We start from the raw sequence: 21,971 nt of genomic DNA, 5'->3' as shown, positions 1-21,971 counted from the left end.
TTTACACTCCCTTTGTCAACTGAGTTGCCGCTAAAGCACCTGTTAAAAAGCCCGGTAGACTCTCCGCGGGGTGGCCCATAATTTTACGGTAGTCATCGGCCACTGTCGCCAGCAAGCCGCGACTGCCAGCATCGTACATGGAAGCCAACATATGGCCCTCATTGCCTTGGTTATACAGCGTCGCAAACTCGCTGAGTGTGACCGGTGCGTAACCAATCTGCTCACCAGAAACCGTGCTGAGAACTTTTGCAAGTGCTGGCATCGTGTATGAACGCTCCTGGGTCAGCGTGTAGATTGGCTGCCGCCATAGCGCTGGTGTCACAGCGACCTTGGCAAAGGCCGCCGCACTATCGGCGAGACTGATGAAACTCAGAGACGCATCTCCCATTGGATAAATGACGTTATGGCGTTCGATCAACTCTGGCAAATAGGGAACCAACGGATCAGCATACAGCGCATTTCGCAGAATGGTGTAGCTCAGATCCATGCCAGCCAGTCGGCGCGGCACGTAGCCATAGAAAGCGGAGAGATCAAACGGATTGTCCACCTGGTCAGCAATGAAGCCCATCACGATCAAATGCCCCACCTGTGCCTTTTCGGCAGCGGCGATGACGTTTTCAAATTCCGTGACCCGACTAAAACTATCGTGACTCTTGCTAGGCACATAGATTGCCACATCAGCCGCATCTAGGACGGTTGCCACTGTATCGGCATCGCGATAATCCAGTGGCAGGACCACCATCCCCCGTGCCGAAAAAGCGGTGGCTTTCGCCGGCGTATGAACACCGAGCGTTATCTGTTGTGGTGCGACCAAATGGGCTAAAGCCTTAACAATTTGGGTGCCTAGGTGACCAGCGGCACCAGTAACGACATATTTCATCATGCAGGACTCCCTTTTAATTTGTTGTTACTTTTAAGATAATATCTGATTCGATTTCCGTCAACGTAAACGATCTTGAATTTTGATAAATTGCACCGCTTACTCGTTGCAAACGACTATAATAAAGTTAAGATACATTAATCTAAAAATAGTTTCGATGAGGAGTGAGTAATGTGGTTCAACAATTAGCTAATAAAGTTGCAATTGTCACTGGTGCCGGTTCTGGTAAAGGCCAAGCCATTGCCGAATTATTTGCCAAGCAAGGCGCTCAGGTCGTGGCTGCCGACAGTAACACCGAAGCGCTAAAAGCCGTGGTTGACGGTATCAATGCCGCTGGTGGAACAGCCATCGCCGCGGTGACCGACGTCACCAAAGACGCTGATGTCACTGCCATGGTTCAACGCGCTGTGGATCAATTTGGGCGTCTGGATATTCTGGTTAATAACGCCGGAATGCTCGACAAGTTAGCACCCGCCGATACGCTGACCAACGAGCTGTGGGACAGAGTCATGACGGTTAATACGACCAGTGTGATGTTGGCCACGCGTGAAGCCCTCAAACGGTTCACGACCCAAGACGCCGGGGTTATTCTTAACATTGCCGCAGTCGAAGGTGATACTAGCGACCGGGCCAGTGCGGCCTATGCCGCTTCCAAACATGCCGTGGTTGGCCTGACAAAGAATACGGCATTCATGTACCAAAATGCTGGTATTCGGACCAACGCCATCGCCCCCGGCAACAAGGATACCGAATCTCCACTGGGCATCACCGTTCCCACCATGCCTAGCGGTAACAAGATTGCCCAGACAGCACTATTTCTGTGTTCTGACGCCGCTAGCTACGTCAATGGTGTCATTGTGCCAGTTAAGTTCTGATTTTCAAATCTAATGTAAAGACCGCCTCGCGTCAGCAGATATTACTGATGCGAGGCGGCCTATTTTTTCTCGTTTTTCTAGAAATGAACTGGTTAAGTTTTTCTCAAGTCCTAGCATGTTTTAAGGTTCAGACGATATAACTGAAAGTAAGCAACTCATTGTTGATTAAGTAAGGGAGGACTTTCTAATGACAAAGACCAAACGAACCATCACCATCGCACTAGCCGGAACTGCTGTCGTAGGTGGCCTGATTACAGCACCACAACTACTAAATACCAACCAGTCAACACCACCGACTCAGGCGATGGCCAAAACAAAACCGAGTGGTGCCAAGCCCAGTGGTACCAGTGCGCCTGGCCAGACAAGCAGTAGCAGTGCCAAGCTGTCCGGACAGACGACAATTTCCGGTAAAAAGGTGCTGAATAAGAAAACGATCACGGCTAACACAGCCAATCGCTCAGCCGTGTACGTTAAAAACGGTGGCAAGCTGACGCTCACTGCCAGTCAGCTGACCAAGTCTGGGGGTACCACCAACACTGACAATAGCAACTTCTTCGGCCAGAACGCTGGCTTGCTGGTGACTAAGGGCGGTCAAGCAACAATATCTGGCCTCACAGAAAAGACCACAGCTACGGGAGCCAATGGTATCTTTGCGACTGGAAAAAATGCCCGGGTGACGGTCAAAAACAGTCAAATCAGCACAACTAAAAGTTCATCACGTGGACTCGACGCAACTTATACGGGTAAAATTACGGCCACAAATACCAATATCACCACTAAGGGAAGTCACTCTGCTGCGCTGGCTACCGATCGTGGTGGCGGCACAGTCAGCCTGAACAAAGGAACCCTGAAAACAGCCGGTGATGGTTCGCCAATCATCTACTCAACGGGTGCAATTTCTGCCCAGAATGTAACTGGAACCGCCACTGGGGCAGAAGCTGCCGATATTGAGGGATCAAATAGCATTACACTTAAAAATAGTCAATTGACTGGAAAAAAGAACAATGGTGTCATGCTCTACCAAAGTATGTCCGGCGATTCTGAAGTTGGTACTTCGATCTTCTCCATGACCAATGGTAGCCTGACATCCACAGTTAAGAGTGGCTCTAAAGGAACGACCAACCACACTGGAGCGCTCTTCTACGTAACCAACACCACAGCAAAGATTAATCTAAACAATGTGAAGTTAAGTAATGCCTCAAGCACTTTGATTCGCCTTGCCAACGATCGCTGGGGAACCAGTGGCAGCAACGGTGGTAAGCTGACATTTACTGCAAAAAATCAGACATTAAAGGGGAATATTCTCGTTGCCAAAGGCAGTACACTGAAACTGAGTTTGACCTCTGGGAGCGTCTTGACCGGAGCCATCAACAGTGCCAATACGTCTGGTAAAACTACGATCATTCTCAAGGGAAACAACACCTGGAACGTCACTAAAGATTCATACGTCTCGTCGTTGATCAGTACCAAGAGCAGCTTGACACACATCAAGTCCAACGGCCACAATGTTTACTACAGCAAGAGCAATAGCGCGAATAAATGGCTCAACGGTAAGACCTATACCTTAAATGGTGGCGGTAAGCTGATTGCGAAATAACACGATTAGCACTAGTTCATACAGGTCAAAAAGCGAGTCTGGGATAAAACCCCAGACTCTTTTTGACTCTCCAAAGCTATATTGCTGAAACGTGGGACAGAAGGCAGCTGACTCCGCTTAAAACTGATAGCCGAACAATCCAAACCCGGGATTATCCGGCTATCAGCCTTAATGCCCGCCAGCTAACCGCCTTTTATACCACTCTCATTTTTTCTAATCATTATTTTCGCCTAATCTCAGTGATCTAAGAATCAATTAAAAAATGCTCTATCTGAACTTATGACAACGCTAGCACGGATACATCAACTCAGAAAAATTGACGGTAGCCCGTACGACTTGTACACTAAAAATAGCTATTTATTGGACAAGGAGATGCCTCACTTAATGACCTGGTTATTTTTACTACTTATAGGATTTTTAGTTGGCCTCCTGGTTATTTCCACTGGTGGCGGTGGTGCGGCCATCTACCTTGGCCTGCTCACGACCGTCTTTCATTTGGCTCCCGGTGCGGCAGCGGCAACCTCACTATTCACAGCTTTTCCGTCCCTCCTAGTCGGCGCTTACGGTCACTACCGTACCGGCCAGATTCACTTTAAGATTGGCAATCAGATGTTAATTGCAGCCATTCCGGCAACCATCGTAGGCGCTCTGTTGTCCCCCTACATCCCGGTCAAGCTGTACACGTGGCTGGTCGCCATCATCTTATTTCTATTGGGCATCCAGATTCTTGTTAAACGTTTCAGTCACCGTCAGAGCAAGCCCGTACAACACCAGGGCCTGCAAGCGGCTTGCTACGGCGTGCTGAGTGGACTAATGGTTGGGGTTGCCGGCCTATCCGGTGGCGGCCCAATCATTGCCGGGCTCTTGGTTCTGGGCCTCGATATGATTCCAGCCGCGGCCACCTCCGCCTATGTGTTGGTTGGGACAACCCTCGTTGGCCTCATCTTCCACATGTCAGCCAACAGCGTCAACTGGAGCATTGGTGTCAGCCTGATGATTGGCGCGATGCTGGGGGCTTTCTGCGCCCCACGTCTCCTGATGCACGCGAACCCGCAGAAGCTAAATGCCTACCTCAACCCCTTTATGGGCGTACTGATCATCTTCATGGCTTTGAAAATGGTATTCTAATCTAAACTTATTCACTGAAGACATGTGGTGATATGTCCTTAGTTATTCACGACTAAAAGCGCCAATCAGCGAATTACAACGCTGATTGGCGCTTTTTGTTTGCTTGTAATTAATCGCGACGCTTCTTAATGATGACGGCGCCCAGCGTTCCCAGCAGACTAGCTAAGAGTGCCGCTCCGACGACTGGTGCCCACTTATTTTGAGCCTCGCCTGTTTGTGGCAATCCGCCCAAGTCGGCAAGAATTCGGTTCTTCAGTGCTTGAAGCTGGGCAACCCGTTGTGCATTGCCTTGCGCTCTAGCCGCTGCAATCGCTTGGTCAACTCGTTGTAGCAATGCTGCTTCACGCGCATGTGCCGCTGATGGCGTATCTGCTTCATCAGCAATCAAGTCATCCCAGTAGTCCGTGACCACTTCATCTTCGGTATAGTTTGGATGTTCATGCTCATAGGTCAGATCACCCTCGTCACCTGGTTCTGTGATCCCCGGCTCCTCGGTACCAGGGTTTTCAGGCCCCGGCGTTTCAGGCTTCTCAATATTCGGCAATTCCACGTTGATTCCGGGATGAACGGGCTTTTCAAATGTCTCTTCCTCTTCGTTATCGCCGTTACCTTGCAGATCCCACCGATGGGTTTCCGCCTTGACAATGACTTTATCAGCGATGATGTTCCCATCAATATTTTGGTTAGCCACGATTGTCGCGGATGGTGCCAACATGCTGCCTTGGAATGGCGCGTTGACGTTAATTTCCCCGCCATACTGTTTGTCACTAGCAGTGCTATCGTAAAAGTTCCACAGCAAGTGGTTGTCTCCAAAATGTTCTGTTTCCTGGTTATCCCGGTCGGTCCCATCACTGTAGGTCAGCTTGATCTGTGAGTTGATGGTGTAATCGGCCTGACCGCCAGTATCCACGTTGATAATCACCGTATTGCCCTCAGCATCGGGAGACAGGCCCTTGATGTAAAGCGGTGTATTGCCTTGCAAAACATCCGGCGACAGGTTAATCACAATCTGACCGTTGGCGTTTGGCGTCATATCGCTCACGTCAATGACCCGGTTATTTTGATCGGCAAAATCACCGTTGCTGTAACTGGCTTCACTCGCTTTATTGGCAAGGGATTCGTTCAACGTCTTTAATTTAGCAAATTCGGCATCGAAATCGATGTAGGTTTGGCCGTTCTGATCTTGGTAGACTTCATTGGCTAAAAGGTGGTCGATATAAACCCCATTGACCATCGGCCGGTTAGGATTGCTGATATCAATGCTGATGCCATCCCCAAAGACGACCTTGTTCTCACGGGTGTCACCCCCGGAAACAAAGGAACTCCCGGCAATGTTGGTAATGTTCTGTATGTAAGAGATATCCTTGTCGAGTAATTCTTCAATGATGTTCGTCCCGAAGTTCACATTCCCAATCAGATTCTGAACGGCAACATTCCCGTTGGTATGGGCGTGCAATTCAGCTTCTCGGGCAAATATATGGAAGACGGACGAGACACCTAACAAGTTATCCAAATCGGGATAGTCATCGTAGACGGTTCCGCCGGATTGAATTTCGGCTTCCGCCAAAGGTTCGAGAGCAGTGGTCGTGGCCGGCACATATTTTGCCTGGGCGCTTTCAACCAGAGCGTTAACCTTTTCGCGCAGCTTTGCATTGGCTAAAGCTGTTGAAAGACCTTCCTGAGGGGTCATCAGACGTGCGTTAATCCCTGACGCTTTCGTAACGGTATGCGCCATTTTAGAAATGTGCTTATTAGAAGTCACTGATTTCTTTACGCTCTTGATCTTTGCAGTTGAACTCTCAGAAGCGACTTTAGACTTTTGCTTTTGACTACCTGTTTCACTAGTTGCCTTAGCCGAAGAGACATCCGTACTTTCTGATTGTGCCTGCGCCAACCCGCTATTACTATCAGTACTGCTACTGCTACTGCTATTACGATTGCTGTCATCACTGCTAGTGCTAGCATTACTATTGCCAGAGTTGCTCTCACTGCTACCACCGCTGTCACTCTCAGCAGATCCCACGCTGCTAGAAGAGACTGACACATTGCTACTACTCTCCGTTGCCGACGCGTTAGCCGTCACCATGCCGCCACCCCCAATGGCAAGCATCACTGCGCAGGCGAACACCCACTTACGACCGTCTTTATACATCTTAAAATGCGTGCGTTTTGTTTCCATATCGACTAAATCCCTACCTTTCACTATAAGATACCATCTCTATTTTCGTCCTCTCCAGGGGAACATTCAACGCTATTTTGAAATTATTTTTTAATTTAACAAATTAACGATTGTGTAGTTTACCAAAGAAATATTGTTGGCAGATTGTTAGTTCATCAAACTAGCAACAGCACGTGTTTTCATAAAATTTGGTCGTTATTTTGAAAATTAACGCGACAAGATTGCCATTTTTTACATTAGTATTTAGTAGGAAGCCAAAATAAAACGACCCGACCGTTGGCTGTCGGAGTCGTTTCGTAACTAAAATTCAAATGAGCGTGTATCTAACACCCTAGTCGTCGGTTTCCCCTAGATTAGTGACGCCGCTTACGGTTTAGGGCAAAACCGGTCAGAGCACCGCCGAGCAGTAGTGCCAAACCAGCCCACGGTGAAACGGTGGCCTCATCGGTCTGCGGTAAGGTGGTCGCCGCAGCCGCTTGCTGCTTAGTAGCCTGTTGCGTCAGTGTCGCCGAAGAAGCCGCATTCAGATTCACAGTTCCCGTGCGTTTACGCGTTGACCGCTGGCTTTGCTTATCAACGACAACCTGGTCGGCATCCCCACCGTTCGTGGTATCGACCGTCTTATCAATTGCTGGCACATCAGGGTTAACAGTGTCCCCGTCGCCGCCCTGATTCAAAGCCTGATAGGTAAAGGTGATCGTCTGATTGGCTGCCGTATAGGTACCATTTGCGATACTTTTACCGACTAATTTATATCCCGTCAGTGTCTGGGCATTGATGGTAAAGGCATCGCCAACGTTTCCAGATTGCTGCGTCTGACTGATGATCTTGCCATCCTGATCCACGTTAACGATCGTGACCGTCCCCGTCGTGATACCGGGATCAGGTTTACCCGGATTTCCAGGATCAACCAGAATTTCATTTTCAACTTTAAAGGTAAGGTAGGCACTGTATCCCCATAGGGCACCAAAACTCTGGTTGACCACTTGGATGGTATAGGTGCCATCTGGCACATCGTCCTTAGCGGTAAACGTCAATCCAACTTTATTACCAGATATTCGTTGGATACTAAACCAATTGGTGGCATCTTCGGCAGTAGTGGCCCATGCGGCAATATCCGTAGTCGCCATATTCGGATCGGGCTCCCCATACGCCACAGTGATGCCATTAGCTATTGCGGCCGTCCAGGTTCCCTCATTGTCATCAACTTGTCCCGTCGCCATATCTTGAAAACCCGTTACCACGCCTGTGACCGGGTCAAAAGTTCGGTTAGCGGCACTGATCTTGTGGGTATTACCAATGAGTCGTTGGTAGACACCATAGTTGACGATGGGCTGATCATTTTTGCCGAGCAGTTGAATGACCCCATTACTCAAATGGTTATACATGTAGGTCATTGTCCCTCGGAAGCCACTCAAGTCGGGTAGTGCCCCCGATAGTTGATTGTAAGAAACATCTACCATTGTCATTGAAGGCCAGTTACCCACATCTGGAAAGGCGCCACTCAGCTGATTATGACTAACGTCCAGCGACCAAAGATTGGGAATGGTCTTCAAACTTGGTATACTTCCTGTCAGCTGATTGTTAGCCAGATAGATCATTTCAAGGTTGGTATATTTACTCAAATCTGGTATGTTCCCGGTCAAGTAACTATTTCCCAAACGCAAGAATCGTAACTTCAGATTGCTTCCAAAATACGTGTCCATGATTGTCGTCATATCGTGGTTAGCACCATCATTTGCCAAGTGAAGCGACACTGAGGCCAAGGGCACCACCGAGAAGTCGATCAGAGCCGAGATCGGAACCTGCATGCGTGTCAAAGACAACGTCTGTAGATTGGTGAAATACCCTAAGCCGGCAAAATTGGCCACGTTCCCCACACCCACGTAATCATTCAAGTCTGTCAGCTTATCAACATATTGATAGAGGTTACTGTCGGTTGCAACGTAATACGGTTTCCCCGTAATCGTTGAGGTTGGTGCCCCCACATTTATCTGACGAATCACGATATCCCGTAGCGTTGCATCTGGAAGCCACTCACTCGCATTCACTCCCCAAATAGGAGATACCGCCGCTGGTGCTCTCATGGCAATTGGCTTCGGTGTCACAGAGGCTGACTCTTCGTCGTTAACTTGGGTATCCTCTGCTGGTACCGCTGGGTCACTAACAGCTGGATTCTTATCTGCAGAATCGCCTGTGGCCGTAGACGACTTATTGCCTGACGTTCCCGGAACACCTGCTTCAGGCGTTGGCGTCTCACCCTCAGGCTCATCAGAAGCGTCTAAACCAACCTTTTCTTGATCCTTATTTACCGTTGGCGCCGTCACTGGCTCCTCACTGCCCATGTCGTTTGGCGCTTCTTCTGCCGGCTTTTCAACTGCACCATCGCTTGATTCTGAATTTGCTTCACCACTCGCTTGTGTCTTTAAAGTGGTCTGCTGTGCCGGCGTTGCAGCTTGTGCTGTTAATTTCGCCGTCGCATTTTCACCCGTTACCATCGTATCATCTGCTGCTGCCGTTTCCGTGGACACCATCAGGCCCAATCCCAGTGTCATTGCAGTAATACCAGCGACAACCCAGTGTTTACCTGCCTTATAGCTCTTATAGTGTCGTTTCGTCTCGCTAGCCACGTTATTCATGGGTCTTCCTCCTCAACGTTTACACGTTTATCATTTTCCTACACGCTAAGTGAATGTGACAAATTAGTTAATGTGGGCAAAAGCTCTACATCCACATTGTAACCGATTTCACATTTTTAAGATAGGTTGCTTCCTGACCCGTTCGTTCACGGCGCACTGACGTCGGCTACTTGCAAGTTTTAAGGCATCTAGGTAAAGCGATACACGCACTGGTGATTAATGGTGAGTATTTATGGTCTATGTGTTTTTCGACCTATAACTTTTATGGCCACAATCACTTTATGACTATCATTTACCAGTGAATTTTGCATATTACCTACTATACTTGTCAATTTATGACCTATTTTTAAATCCTACTTTAGTCATTCTTTTTACCTGACACGCGAAAAAGTCGTAACCCCGCTCAGTGGCGTTACGACTTTTACTTAAATAATGTGTCTACTTTTTCTTTCGTTTGATTCCTAACAGACTGAACGTGCCTAGTAACAGGGCAATTCCCCAGAGTGAAGACGATTGCTTTTCACTTGTCTGTGGTAAAGCCATAGCACTTACGCCACTAGCATCCACATTAGTCTCCTTATCTGCACGATTATCTTCAGTAGTCGGCCGCGTGCTCGTCATATTTTCACCTGTACTTAACGGTAAAGATTGGGGCTTAGCATCAGATGTCGACTGAACGGTCGTCAGAGATTGGCCTGAATTCTCTCCCGTAACAATAGCTCCAGTGCCACCGGTCACGTTACCTTGTCCCGTGTTATGGCCACTTGAATCATTACCGTTGGAGCCAGCATTACCTGACCCATTGCTGTCACCACCGGTATTACCAGAGCCGCTATCGCCGTCACCGGCGTTGCCTGACCCATTGTTGTCGCCACCGGTATTACCAGAGCCGCTATCGCCGTCACCGGCGTTGCCTGACCCATTGTTGTCGCCACCGGTATTACCAGAGCCGTTATTGCCGCCACCGGCGTTGCCTGACCCATTGTTGTCGCCGGTGTTTCCACCAGATCCACTATTGTCGCCACCAGTATTACCAGAACCATTATCGCCGCCACCGGTCGATCCACCGTCACCGCCGTTACCAGCTTCAACCAGCTGGTAGATATAGGTTACTGTGATATTAGTTTCACCAAAGGTACCATTAGCATTGGCTGGCGTCGTAACTAACTTATACCCCGTCGGTGTTACCGGTTGTGTCGTATACGCATCACCTGGCTTTCCGGTTTGAACTTGGTCGGCCGCAACTGGCTTGCCGTCCGCCGTCTGGTGATGAACCGTCACAGTCGTCTGACTCGCTGCCACATCTTCATCTTGCGTATAAACGTAAACGACATCAGTTTTGGTCTCACTGTACTTACCCGTCGCGTTGCTTGGTGTCGTCAATAATGTGTATCCTTTAATGGGCTTGGGTGTTGTCGTATAACTCTCTCCGACTAAGCCCCCCGACAGTTCTACATCGTCAGCAAGCTCGTTGCCATCTTCATCTTGAAAATGGACTGTCACGTTGGCCGCCTCCTGCGAAATCACGTAAGGTTGAACGACCGCGAAGTCAACAACGCCAGCTTGTGGTTTGTACGTGCCAGTCAGATAGTAATAGTCATCGAGAACTGCTACATTGGTTGCTCCTGGAAATTCCGTGGCCCCTGGTTTCTGATCCTGAATGTTCGTATAGTTAATTCCCCCATTTCCATCCGGCGTTGGATAGCCCCCTGTATAGTAGATGTGATAGGTGTGCCCCTCTTCATCCGTATAGAAGACTGGTTCGGCCAATGCAGCCCCAGCGGTTAACGTTACCACGTTACCTTCAACGTCAATACATTGAATTTGTAAGTGTCCTTTGCGATCCTTATCACTAATCATCGCTGGCTCAAGCATGATAAATTGTCCCGTGTAGTTGAAGTCAGCTGGCGCCTTCCCCTTTAGTGGAGAGAAATCACGAATATGATTATAGGCCAGTTGTAAGCTGGTTAAATTTTGTAAATTCGCTAACGGTGTCACATCCTTGATTCGGTTGTTTTGCAAATCGACAGTCGTTAAATGTTGCAGATTTGCTAACGGTGTCACATCGACAATATCTCCGTAGACTGCTCCCGGCTTATAGTTCAACGATGCGCCCATCATAATGACTTCCAGGTTAGTGGCGTACTGCAACCCTTCCAAAGAAAATTCTGTCTTGCCATCGATATAAGTGTCATAGCCATCATGACCGAGTGCAAAGAGATCCTTCAATAATTGCAGATCGTCCTGCGTGATATCATCGACGCTATCCCAAGTCTTATCGACGCCAGTCAGCTTTTGTAAATGAATCAGAACCAATTTCTGTAGCGTTTTGTTTGGCATCCATTGATCGATAGTCGTTGCTTCCTTGGTATGACTGAGTTTAGTAGTTGTGGGCTTGGCTACTTCTGCTTGAACCAGTTGAACGGCCTCTAACGTATGGCTTGCACTAGTCTGATTCGTGACAGCGACTGGTGTTGTCACAATCTCAGCTGGACGAGTCTCTGGTACAGTTTCTAAATCACTATTTGGCGTTGGTGCTTCAACTACTGATGCTTCGGTTACCGGCGTTTCAGTTCCTGGCGTCTCGGTTGCTGGTGTTTCAGTTGCTGGCGTTTCGGTTACCGGCGTTTCGGTTACCGGCGTTTCAGTTGCTGGCGCTTCAGTTGCTGGCGTCTCGGTTGCTGGTGTCTCGGTTGCTGGTGTCTCGGTTGCTGGTGTCTCGGTTGCTGGCGTTTCGGTTGCTGGTGTTTCGGTTGCTGGCGTTTCGGTTGCTGGCGTTTCGGTTGCTGGCGTTTCGGTTGCTGGCGTCTCAGGTGCTGGCGTCTCGGTTGCTGGCGTTTCGTTATCCGCACCAGCTTCCGAAGACGTTTCCATTTCAGGTCGGCTCACAGGTGTTGCCGCAACGTCAACGGGTGTAACCTCGGGAACTTCAGCAATTGTATCCGCTGTCATTTCAACAGAGCTGGCTGTTGACTCCGCCTTAGCAGTGACTTCAACTTTAGCTGATATCGCTTGATCATTCGCTTGAGCAGTTACCCCGCCAATACTCATGATCATGGCCCCACTCGCGATCCCCGCAATCACCCAGGACTTACCCTTCTTGTACATCTTGTAATGCGTTTTTGTATTCATTTGCTTGTTCATTATTAATCTCCCCCAGAGAATTCACAATTTATTTTTTTGGTTTTTTTCAAAACGGTCTAATCGGAATTGTGCGTCCCTTTCAACAAAAATCAGTATATCTAGAAAGATCGGTATGGAGGTGATTTGCTTAAATTTGGCATAGAATTAATCCGCTTGTGAATTTTCACAAACTTGTATCTTATACAATTAAATGGTGTACGTTATAATTGCGCTGCCATACCGACGCTCTGGTAATATTTCTACATTAAATGGACTTCAATCGCAGCAAAAGAAGCGCACCTGCTAAGATGCACTTCACCGTCATTATTAATTCTGCTGGTCTTCTCTTTCCCTTCGCCGGGATCGATGCCAACCAAATAACCACAGCGTCATCATGCTAACACCTACAAAAATAATGAGCCACGCCCAATCCAGATTAGGTCGTTGTGCGACGCGTTGTCGCTTATTGTGAGGGCTCCTTGACGCCTGTACTGTGTCATCACTTTGCCCGGGATACGTTGCCGGTGCGGGCCCCGCACTTTTAATTGTCGGAGGCACTGACCGAGCTATGTGTCGAGATCCCTGAGAAGTGATTGTACGCTTCCTGTCGCCGCTCCTAGTCCGCTGCTTTACTGGCTTGGCCTCGGCCTTGCTAGCTTGTTGCCCGATCATTTGAACGGGACGCTTGTCAGCCGTCACGCCATCCCCTACCGTCCCGTTAATGCTAGCTCCGATCACATCATTCGATGCAATGGTCGTTTGATAAACGTAAGTCACATCCTCAGGATACTTGGTAAAGACGCCTTTGCTGTTTCGTGGCACATCATACAGCATATATCCCTGAATACTGATCGCATCAGTTGTATAAGATTCCCCGATCTGCCCGCGCAATATGCGATCCGCATGCAATTTCACCCCAGCCTGATCCAAATAGTGCACGGTGACGGTTGCTTTTAAAGTATGCACGGTCCCCGGCAAAGTTGGCTTTACCGATTGCGTCGGTGTTGGTGGCTTAGGGGCCGTGACTGCTGGTGCCTGTTTGTGGTATTTGTACGTAATTGTAATCGCTGTTTCCGTATACTTGCCCGTGGCATTGGCAGGCGCTGTTAAAAGCGTATAACCTGCCCGCTTAATCGGTTGCGTCGTATACGGGCTCCCAATCTCCCCTGCCGGCAATTCCTTGTCAGGTGCAATCGTTCTGTCCTGCTCATCACGATAATGCACGGTGATCTTTCCTGCGGTCATAGAATCAATGCGATAAGGCTGGACAATATCAAAAATTTCCGACTCATCTTCGGACTGACCCTCAGCCAGTAGAAAGTTTCGATCTGGCTGTGGTGTAATGTGCCACCCAGGAAGTGTTGTGATTCCAGCCTCCTGATCCGGTATCTCCCAATACTCCAGACCCGTTTCGGCATCATCTTGATAGATCGTGTCGTTATTAATATTCATGTAAATCCGAGATCGAACGCGTTCATTCCCAACGCCTGGTAGGTCATAAAAATCATCGATCGTCATCCGGGGCCGAACAATCAAATGTGCCAGCTCCCCATTCGGCAACCGAAAGTTGTTCTCCAAATGTGCCCACCGATCAACCGGATCAATCGCAATCCTAGGTAACGTCACGTGCTGATATCGATAGTCCTTAACAGCCGCTTGAATCGGCTGTAAGCTGGAAAAGTCATGGATATGATTGTTGACCAATGATAGAAAAGTTAGCTTCTGTAATCCCGCCAACGGAGAGACATCTTCAATGCGATTGTAGTCTAAATACACAGTTTTTAGTCCCGGCATCAGCCGCAACGGTGAAATATCTACTAAGTCCCCAAAGAGCGTAAACGGCGCATAATTATAATCCCCACCACTTAAGCTGAGAAAGGTTGCATTCTGCGCATATTGTAAACCGACAATTGAAAAGGATTGTTGCCCATCAATATACGTTGAGACATTGCCACCTTGCGGACTTCCATCGACATTGATAATCTGTAAAAACTGCAAATCCAATTGACTTATTTCGCTCACATCGTGCCACTTCAATGGAATGTTATTCGCTTTAGCCTGAATGTTCAATTGCATGAGGATGGATTCTTGTAGCCGCTTATTAGGCATCCACTGATCAATATCACCAGGCGTTGTACTGGGAAGCTTACCGTCTACCGACTTGAGTGGCCCAAAACTTTGAACCAATTGATCCATATGGGTCGCCGTCTCCGCAGCAACCGCCTGGTTATGATTGAAGTCACTAACTATCACAATGGCGGCTACAATGACAATTAGCATCACAGTTTTAGCAGCAATATATGTATTCTGCAATAAATTGATTTTTTTCAAGATAAGCTCCTCTAACCCGTCACTCGTCAATCAATACCTTACCGTTGAAAATATTATACTCCCAAGCTTTCCTCCTAAATTATACTATATTAAAGACTAGAAGTATATCATAATGTTAATTATTAAATATGAATATAATTATATTATTAACCCTACTGCAGATTCTTATCGATTCATCCATGCGTACTTTCACTTAAAAAGAGGTGAATCATTTCTTAAAATAATGTGAGGTGATCTATAGCTTCAACTAAGATGACAATCAAAAAATGCCACTAGACAGAAAGTCAGTGACATCTGATACGTAGCTTCTATTCCACTTCATGGTAGGCATCAAAATTATTTAGTAATTCTTTGTTCTTAGTGAAGACCGGTAAGTGATCCAAATCCAAATTGACCGTAATCATAGTCCCACCCAGATGTTTTTCACCAGTGTACACATCGAACCAATCCACGTCAGAATCACCTGGTAAATAAACTTGACGCTTATCCAACTTTGCATAGAGTACTGGCGCAACGAGAATATCCGTTCCGAACATATACTCATCAGTAATATCCCAAACATCATCACGCGGAAAGTCAAAGAAAAGTGGCCGCATAATCGGGTCACCCTTTTGATGAGCGACATCCATTTGTCTTTTAAGGTATGGTTTAAGAGCCTCACGAATGTTGAGATGGCGCCGCATAATGTTATATGCTTTTTCACCATACGCCCATACTTCCGTCTCAGCGCCTGATGGCTGTCGTCCACCCCCATCTCCTAGTGGTTCAGTATGTGGATCCCGATCCCCGTGCATCCGCATTACCGGACAGAATGTGGCAAACTCAAACCACCGAGTCACTAACTCCTGAAAGTCTGGATCGGTATCAACACCACCGTGAAAACCACCAATATCAGTTGTCCACCAAGGAATACCAGCAATCCCCATGCTCAATCCCGCTGCTAGTTGATTACGTAATGATTTAAAACTCGAGTCAACATCTCCTGACCAGACAAGCGCCCCATACTTTTGGCTGCCAGCCCAGGCACAACGAACCAAGTTCATCGGATTATCAATGCCCTCAGACCTCATACCATCATAAAAGGCCTTAGAAAATCCAACAGGATATTTATTAGCAACTTCCAGTGCAGAGCCTTCATAATAACGGTAATTGTCAAAATCATAGGCGCGATACTCAGGTTCTGCTTCGTCAAGCCAGAATAAGGTAACACCCTTTTTATAATAATTTTTCTTAACCAAATCCCACACATAACGTTGTGCTTTAGGGTTGGTAAAGTCAACGAAACCATTATTTCCGAGAAAGTCCATCATAATCTGGGGACCTTTGTCTGCTCGAACCAGCAGCCCACGTTCATTCAGGTCCGCAAATGTCGAAGCTGTGTTATCTACAGTTGGCCAAATTGACACCATCAGCTTAATACCCATTTTATCCAGCTCTTGGCACATCGCTTCTGGATCTGGCCAATATTTATGATCAAACCGGAACTCCCCAGATTTTGGCCAGTGAAAGTAATCAATAACAATCACATCAATTGGTAAATGACGACGTTTGTACTCATGGGCCGCATGTAGCAATTCTTCCTGTGTCCGATAACGCAGCCGACTCTGCCAGAAACCCAGTCCGTAGTCGGGGATTTCGGGAACAGTTCCGGTAACTTCAGCATAGTGCCGTTCAATTTCTGAAGGCGTGTCTCCTGCCGTTATCCAATAATCTAATTCCTTGGTTGCATTGGCCTCCCAAGTTGTCACATTCTTGCCAAACGTTGCTCGGCCAATCGCCGGATTATTCCAGAGAAAGCCATACCCAAGATTTGAAATCATGAAGGGAACTGTGGCCTGAGAATTACGTTGGGCCAGTTCCAACTCAGTTCCTTTTAAGTCTAAATTGGCTTGCTGATATTGTCCCATGCCAAAGACTTTCTCATTTGGTTCTGATTCAAACCGTAGCGTTAACTTGAAATCGCCACCAGCAATACCTGAAAATGTCCGTGGCTCAATTTTTAAAGCACTGTTAAATCGGGTTGTTCTATCTTCATCCACGCCTTTTTTCATCGTCGCGTTACGACTTCTTTGATACTCATCAAGAAGAATTTTGTCATTCTGGTCGAAAAAGGTAATCTTTCCTCGACCATTCACGGCAGCCTTTATCTTACCGTTCGTAATTTCACCACGTTGCCCAACAGCAAGACATTCATCTGCCCTGTGATTAACAGCCATTGAAAGAGCGTTATCTTCATGACACAATTGTGGAAACTTTGTAGAACGTACCCGGAAACTATCCGTGCCCCACGGCGTAATCTCTAGGTGTTCCCCTTGATTTTCATAAACTAATTTATTCTTATCAGCAATTATCATAATATTTCCGCTCCCTTATGCTTGAACTTTACGCTCATTTAAATCATCGGTAATTTTAGTTTCGAGTCGTTCATACTTGCCGTAAAAGAACAGTGGCACCATGGCAATTACTAAAGCAATAATTGTCACCCAAACAAACGAAATACTAATACCTTGTAACCCGGCCGCAGTTTGTGTTTTGTTCGCCACATATCCGAATGCAGCCATCACTTTAGCGGAAATCATTCCGCCAATCCCACTACCAAGTTTAATACAGAATGATGTCCCAATTGCGGTCAATAACCCGGCTGCGTTAATTCCATTCTTCCATTCACCATAATCAACAGTAGCACCGATCAAAGCAAATGGCATCGTCACTGCAAATCCGATTCCTAAACAGCCGAGTAACCAGCCCACGATAATGACTGGTAAATTCATTCCCGCAAACCCAATAATCAATTGTCCTGTAATACACATTATCAATCCGGTTATCCAGATAATCTTTTTGGATAGTTTGCGAGCAAACAACGGAATCAACAACGTTGTCACAACTTGGATGACTTTCATGCTATTAAGAACCGACGTCATATCTTGATTGCCGTAATTGTAGGTCATGTAATAAACAATCGTTGAAGAACGTGAGGTCAATGCAATCCACAAGAAAAGATTACTAATGATGATAATCACCCACGGCCAATTATTCTTCATCGCACGAACACTTTTCTTTATTGAGACCTTTTGAACAACTGGCTTCACACGTTCCTTGATATTGCTAAAAGAGACCAGTGTTAAGATCATTCCAACTAAGGCAAAAATAATGATTGTCCAACGAAAACCAACCACTTTATTTCCTTTTCCAAAAAAAGCAACAAGTGGTAGTCCCAACGCATTAACGATTAGAACACCAACTTGCCCAAAGGTCATACGAATTGAGTTTAAAGTTAATCGTTCCTGAGGATCACGAGTCAGTAACGGCAGCACAGTTGCTAATGGTGTATTCAGACCCGTATACAAGACACCAGTACAAATATATGTAATGGCACAGTACCAAATTTTGGCATGCAATGATAAATTAGGTGCTGAAAATGTTAAGATGGCACTAATCGTAAATGGTAAAATAACCCATAAAAAATATGGACGTGCTTTCCCCCAACGGGTGTGCGTCATATCAATTAAGGTTCCCCAAATTGGGGCATCTAGTGCATCAAATATTCTGGCAATAAAAAGAATAGTTCCGGCAGTTCCAACTGGAATTAATGCCACATCGGTAAAGTAGTATAATAGATATACCGTAATCATGTTAAAAACTAATTGTCCGGCTAAATCGAGCTGTCCAAAACCGATTCGTTCCCGCCATGACAATTTAACACTATCAGTCTGGGTGACCTCTGTAGTTTGATTTTCCATAAGTCCAGGTTCCTTTGTAATTTATTTGCAAGCGCTTACGTTCTTAATTGTAACTGGTGTTTAAACCGAATAAAATGCACGGCACTATACATATTGTGTCAAAAAGGAACTTAAGTCATATTAACTTTAGGAGGGGCCACCATGCCTTACTATACTTTTGATTTGTCCAAGCCACTGGCATTCTTTACAAGTGGTAATTTCTTCGTGACTACTGACAATTGGATTCACAAGCCCATGTATCAAAAGGGTAACTACGAGATTATCATTGTTCTCCAAGGAGAATTACATCTAAGCTTGCGCAACCAAGAACATCGCATTACAGCAGGAAATTATTTTCTTGTGCCACCATACCACCACATGGTTGGCTCGCAAGTTTCCCCTGAAGGTACTGAATTTCTTTGGATTCATTTTTTTCCACAGGCTACCGTCCAAGTAACGGACGACTTACCACAAGTAACTCGCGATCAAAACTCATTTCTAATGACGCTACCCGAAAGTTTTAAGCTACCAGATTTAAACAAAGCAATCGTCCTTGCCCACCAGATCTTGGACTTTTCAGAAAATCGTCAGACAACAACTGCTGGCCTAGCAACCGCAGTATTTTTAACCTACCTTGCAACTGAGTTTGACTATTCGCAAACGTCCGAACAATCTGAACCGCCAACCATGGTCTTAGTCAAAAACTGGATTCGAGCAAATATCGACCACATCTCGACCGTTGATGAAATCGCCAGTAAATTCCATTTCAATAAGCGCTATTTGAATCGGTTATTCAAACAAGAATTCGATATTTCAATTCATCGTTATATGAACAATTGCAAACTTGATCAAGCAAAAGTTCTTTTAACAACGACCACCAAAAGTATTGATGAGGTGTCTCGTGATTCTTTCTTTAACGATAGTCGGAATTTTTCACGTCTCTTTAAAAAATACACCGACATGACCCCCAGCGATTATCGGCATGCCTTCGGTGGCAAATTTATTAACACACCCAAGATTGACCCCGAAATCCCCATCCCCGGATACATCAAAGATCACGAATAGCAAAAACGTCAGATAACTTTTTACGAGTTATCTGACATTTTTTATCGTTTAGACTGATCTTATTTAATCCAAGCCTGCAATCCGGCCGCCAACAATCCGCCAACGAGCGGACCAAACATTGGCACCCACGCATAGTTCCATTCAGCGGAACTCTTATTGGGAACGGGTAGGATGGTGTAAGCCAATCGTGGACTCCAGTCACGCGCCGGGTTAATCGCGAACCCGGTGGTACTTCCCAATCCCATCCCAATGGTCATGATCAGAATTCCAACTATGAATGGCTTGAGTCCCTGCGTAAAGTCCCCCATATTCAAGAGAATAAAGATGAACGCCCAGGTTGCCACAACTTCGGAGATGAAATTAAACAAGGGATTCTTGATGGCAGGTCGGGTGGCGAAGATGCCAACGCTGTTTCCGGCTGCCTCATCCGGCGTCGCTTTGAAATGCGGGTAGAACTGGACGATGGCAATAGCTGCACCTACAAAAGCACCCAAGAATTGCCCAGCTATGTATGGTAATACGTCTGACCACGGAAAGAAGCCAAAGGCAGCGAAACCAATTGTGACTGCGGGGTTCAAATGCCCGTCGGAACCAAGCATCCCGGCCACGTAAACGCCCATGGTCACAGCCATCCCCCACGCAAGACTGACAAACGTCCAGTTACTGCCAGTCGCGTAAGACTTTTTGAGGTTGATTCCGGCTCCCGTTCCAGTCCCCAACAGGATCAGAATCAGGGTTCCGAAAAACTCGCCTATAAATCCATTCATAAAATGACACCCACCTTGTTATAATTTCGCAATAATTTTTCAAACTATTCATAGTCTACCATAACTCAGAAGCAAAGGGGCGCTTGATTTTGCGGCCCATCAGCCAGTATTTATATTTCAATAAAATCATCCAACCCTTGTAATATTACATTGTCCGGTAAAAGCGTAACGCCAATAATATTGGGGCGTAACCATCCTGTAAAACTTCTGGGTTATCTTAGAAGTTGTACTTAAGCGATGACAATTTTACATAAGGGATGGATATTAATAATGCATATGAAGAAAATTGGATTGGCAATTGCCTTTGCCGCTGCCCTGGTTCCCGCAATCAGTCTAGGCACGACAACGGCACATGCCAACAGCACGAACACCATTGTTAGCACCAGCAACATGACCGACACGGCTTACGTTCGAAAGAGCGCGACCGGTTGGACCTACAACTTAGGGGGCACCGCCAGCAACATGACTTTCGGCAAGAAGACCCACTACCTAAAGAACTACCCCAACACGACTTGGCATGCTACCAAGAAGCGCTACATTATTAAGAAAAATGGCGTAAAATACCTCTACTACTACGTCACAAATGGTCGTAAGACCGCGTCCGGTTGGATTTGGCACGGCTACCTGCAAAGCAAGAGTTACGCGCATACCACCACAACTAGTACATCAACGAGTGGGAACGGCACCTACGCCTCAATTTACAAGCAAGCCAAGTCCCTCTTGGGCAAGCCTTACGTCTATGGTGGCAATGGCCCCAGCTCGTTTGACTGCTCCGGTTTCACGAAGTACGTTTATAGCAAGGCCATTGGTCAAACACTTCCCCGGACGGCACAACAGCAATACGATGCCTACACGCACGTGAGCGCTAAGAACGCCCAACCCGGCGACCTGATCTTCTTCGGAACTAGCACCGGTAACATCACCCATTGTGGAATCTACTTGGGGAACAACAAGATGATCGATGCCCAACTGCGCGGTGTTGTGACTGAAGCCACCAACGTTTCCTGGTGGCACACGGTCGGCTACTCCCGTCCAGCAACCTTAAGTTAAATGAGAATGTTGAAGTCGCGATGTGAATCGCGGCTTTTTTTTGCCTTCCAGAGTCACTTGGTTTCAGCCACAAAAATTTCTACCTAGAGTTGTTTTTTCAGTCGTCCCCAGTACGTGATACCCATGATTACCCCAAAAAAGATTCCAGCTAGGACCGCACTTTTGATATTACTTACTGAACGCAATTGTAGCATAAAGTTGGCGCCATCGAAGAACCAATCGAGTACGGCCTTCAAAAGGTATGTGAACACTGCAAAATAAATGCCTTGGCCCAGGGCTGACTTCAGAACACGCCCCCACGCTGCTGGCATATCCTGAACGTCAACTTCATTATCTGTCAGGTGCGCGCGCCGGCTGGCTACCATGAGATAGGGACAAACAACGACCCCAAAAAAGATAGAATTGAATAAAACAATACCTAGCAGCGCATATTCTGGCGAAGTGGTGGCCCAGAAAATAGCAACGAGTGGTGGCAATAACAGCGCTGGTACACACATCAACAGCGCGTTAGTCCCAATACGATTAACTTCTTGGCGCTTGTATTCGTCAAAGTCCCCTGAAATGTTGAAAAAGTATTTTACAAAGCGATCACGTAAAGTTTCCCCGTTCTTCATGATG

At 46.8% G+C, this 21,971-nt stretch carries 14 protein-coding genes; 5 read left to right on the top strand and 9 right to left on the bottom strand.

Translation table 11 applies throughout. The annotated features are described in order from the left end of the window. Window position 1: 1 nt before the first annotated feature. Complete coding sequence (locus ACKTSF_RS00830) at window positions 2-880, bottom strand: NAD(P)H-binding protein (protein WP_407885721.1); 879 nt, start codon at window positions 878-880, stop codon at window positions 2-4. 173 nt (window positions 881-1,053) lie between these two features. On the opposite strand from ACKTSF_RS00830, the gene ACKTSF_RS00825 reads away from it, so the two are divergent. From ACKTSF_RS00825 to ACKTSF_RS00815, 3 genes are all read left to right on the top strand, one after another. After that, window positions 1,054-1,755 carry an SDR family NAD(P)-dependent oxidoreductase gene (locus ACKTSF_RS00825; RefSeq protein WP_407885719.1) on the top strand — a complete coding sequence of 234 codons (702 nt, stop codon included), beginning with the start codon at window positions 1,054-1,056 and terminating at the stop codon, window positions 1,753-1,755. Window positions 1,756-1,942: 187 nt separating this feature from the next. After that, the gene (locus ACKTSF_RS00820; protein WP_407885717.1) at window positions 1,943-3,352 is read left to right on the top strand and encodes an adhesin; all 1,410 of its coding nucleotides are present in this window, start codon (window positions 1,943-1,945) and stop codon (window positions 3,350-3,352) included. A gap of 384 nt (window positions 3,353-3,736) precedes the next feature. After that, entirely contained in the window at window positions 3,737-4,480 is a 744-nt protein-coding gene (locus ACKTSF_RS00815; protein WP_407885715.1) for a sulfite exporter TauE/SafE family protein, read from the top strand. A gap of 109 nt (window positions 4,481-4,589) precedes the next feature. On the opposite strand, the gene ACKTSF_RS00810 is transcribed toward ACKTSF_RS00815, so the two are convergent. The 6 genes from ACKTSF_RS00810 to ACKTSF_RS00785 all read right to left on the bottom strand — a co-directional run bounded on the left by ACKTSF_RS00810 (window position 4,590) and on the right by ACKTSF_RS00785 (window position 18,492). Next, window positions 4,590-6,659: a collagen-binding domain-containing protein gene (locus tag ACKTSF_RS00810; protein WP_407885713.1), complete on the bottom strand. Its 2,070-nt coding sequence runs from the start codon at window positions 6,657-6,659 to the stop codon at window positions 4,590-4,592. A 353-nt stretch (window positions 6,660-7,012) separates the two neighbouring features. After that, on the bottom strand, window positions 7,013-9,298 hold the full coding sequence (locus ACKTSF_RS00805) for a MucBP domain-containing protein (RefSeq protein WP_407885712.1): 2,286 nt from the start codon (window positions 9,296-9,298) through the stop codon (window positions 7,013-7,015). 438 nt (window positions 9,299-9,736) lie between these two features. Further along, the gene (locus ACKTSF_RS00800) at window positions 9,737-12,430 is read right to left on the bottom strand and encodes a MucBP domain-containing protein (RefSeq protein ID WP_407885710.1); all 2,694 of its coding nucleotides are present in this window, start codon (window positions 12,428-12,430) and stop codon (window positions 9,737-9,739) included. Window positions 12,431-12,748: 318 nt separating this feature from the next. Next, complete coding sequence (locus ACKTSF_RS00795) at window positions 12,749-14,752, bottom strand: MucBP domain-containing protein (RefSeq protein ID WP_407885708.1); 2,004 nt, start codon at window positions 14,750-14,752, stop codon at window positions 12,749-12,751. A 308-nt stretch (window positions 14,753-15,060) separates the two neighbouring features. Next, entirely contained in the window at window positions 15,061-17,106 is a 2,046-nt protein-coding gene (locus ACKTSF_RS00790) for a glycoside hydrolase family 31 protein (protein ID WP_407885706.1), read from the bottom strand. Window positions 17,107-17,121: 15 nt separating this feature from the next. Further along, complete coding sequence (locus ACKTSF_RS00785; RefSeq protein ID WP_407885704.1) at window positions 17,122-18,492, bottom strand: MFS transporter; 1,371 nt, start codon at window positions 18,490-18,492, stop codon at window positions 17,122-17,124. A 141-nt stretch (window positions 18,493-18,633) separates the two neighbouring features. On the opposite strand from ACKTSF_RS00785, the gene ACKTSF_RS00780 reads away from it, so the two are divergent. Beyond that, window positions 18,634-19,536 (top strand): helix-turn-helix domain-containing protein, encoded by a 903-nt coding sequence (locus tag ACKTSF_RS00780; RefSeq protein WP_407885702.1) that lies wholly within the window; start codon window positions 18,634-18,636, stop codon window positions 19,534-19,536. A gap of 59 nt (window positions 19,537-19,595) precedes the next feature. On the opposite strand, the gene ACKTSF_RS00775 is transcribed toward ACKTSF_RS00780, so the two are convergent. Then, window positions 19,596-20,303, bottom strand: a complete 708-nt coding sequence (locus ACKTSF_RS00775; protein WP_407885700.1) for an MIP/aquaporin family protein — start codon at window positions 20,301-20,303, stop codon at window positions 19,596-19,598. Between the two features lie 276 nt (window positions 20,304-20,579). Between ACKTSF_RS00775 and ACKTSF_RS00770 the strand changes: the two genes are divergently transcribed. Continuing rightward, window positions 20,580-21,353, top strand: coding sequence for a C40 family peptidase (locus ACKTSF_RS00770; RefSeq protein ID WP_407885698.1), 774 nt, complete (start codon window positions 20,580-20,582; stop codon window positions 21,351-21,353). An 83-nt stretch (window positions 21,354-21,436) separates the two neighbouring features. On the opposite strand, the gene ACKTSF_RS00765 is transcribed toward ACKTSF_RS00770, so the two are convergent. Beyond that, complete coding sequence (locus ACKTSF_RS00765; RefSeq protein ID WP_407885696.1) at window positions 21,437-21,967, bottom strand: DUF3278 domain-containing protein; 531 nt, start codon at window positions 21,965-21,967, stop codon at window positions 21,437-21,439. Window positions 21,968-21,971: the final 4 nt, after the last annotated feature.

This window comes from Levilactobacillus muriae, assembly GCF_045862015.1.
GTDB lineage: Bacteria > Bacillota > Bacilli > Lactobacillales > Lactobacillaceae > Levilactobacillus > Levilactobacillus muriae.
This window is presented reverse-complemented; position numbering and strand designations above follow the sequence as displayed.